This window comes from Arthrobacter sp. Dra40, assembly GCF_059091905.1.
In genome coordinates, this window is sequence record NZ_JBNHHB010000524.1 from 1 (window position 1) to 1,066 (window position 1,066).

Here is a 1,066-nt window from a genome sequence, read left to right on the forward strand (position 1 = left end):
GCCTTCGCGGAACTTCGTCGGCTGGAACCGCTTGTTGACAACGTCTTCTGGCGTCAAAGCCATCTGGTCACCTCATACTGGTTCGTGGGTCATGAATTCAACGTGCGGGATTCATAACAACGGTAGCGAATATCCGCCGTGCAACGGACATCCGCCAGCTATATCTGAATCAGAATATATCGTTTCGGAGACGAACACTAACGCACTCCCGGTTATGCCAGACCCGCCACAATCGCCATGGCGATTGTCACGGCAAGGAACAGCACCAGAAACGCAAGATCGAGTGCAAATCCGCCGATCCGCAGCGGCGGAATGAGCCTGCGGAGAGCCTTCAGGGGCGGGTCCGTCACCGAGTAGACAGCGGAAGCCGAGACCAGCGCGATGCCGCGCGGCCGCCAGCGCCGCGCGAATGACTGAACGGCTTCAAAGACAATGCGCACGATCAAGGTCAGCTGGAACAACATCAAGATCAAGTACAGCAGGACGAAAATGATGGACACGCCGGTTCCACGATTCCTAGCGCTAGAAGGATATTGACTGGCGACACGCCCGCCGGAAGGCGCGGCAGGTCAGCTCTGGTTGAAGAAGCTGGCCTGCTGGTCGCTGGACTTCCGGTCCTCGCCCAGGACTTCCACAGTCGACGGGGAGAGCAGGAAGACCTTGTTGGTGACCCGCTCAATACTGCCATGCAGACCGAAGACCAGGCCGGCCGAGAAATCGACCAAACGCTTGGCCTCTGCCTCGCCCATGTCGGTGACGTTCATGATCACCGGAATGCCGTCCCGGAAGCTTTCGCCTATGACCTTGGCATCATTGTAGGAGCGGGGGTGGACGGTGGTGATCTGGTGCAGCACGGTGGCGTCCTCCCGGGCGGACGGCGCACGCTTGATCGGCGTAACGGGCGCCCGGTATTCGTCGGCGGCTTGCTTCACCGGAGCCACTGCCGGCTCAGGGCGGCGCTCCTGACGGGGCTGGTCCACAGGCTGCTCCTCATCTCGGGCAGGTGTGTCCGCCTGCTCGGGTTCGTAGTGCTCATCACCATCGGCGAGCCCAAGATAAATCATTG

2 protein-coding genes are annotated in these 1,066 nt (G+C 60.3%); both read right to left on the bottom strand.

Features of this window, described 5'->3' with window-relative positions; translation table 11 throughout:
* Nucleotides 1-212: 212 nt before the first annotated feature.
* A complete protein-coding gene (locus tag AC5RWT_RS37750; RefSeq protein WP_493967348.1) occupies nucleotides 213-500 on the bottom strand; it encodes a YggT family protein in 288 nt (95 codons plus the stop codon).
* Between the two features lie 69 nt (nucleotides 501-569).
* The gene (locus AC5RWT_RS37755) at nucleotides 570-1,064 is read right to left on the bottom strand and encodes a cell division protein SepF (protein ID WP_494084672.1); all 495 of its coding nucleotides are present in this window, start codon (nucleotides 1,062-1,064) and stop codon (nucleotides 570-572) included.
* Nucleotides 1,065-1,066 lie beyond the last annotated feature (2 nt).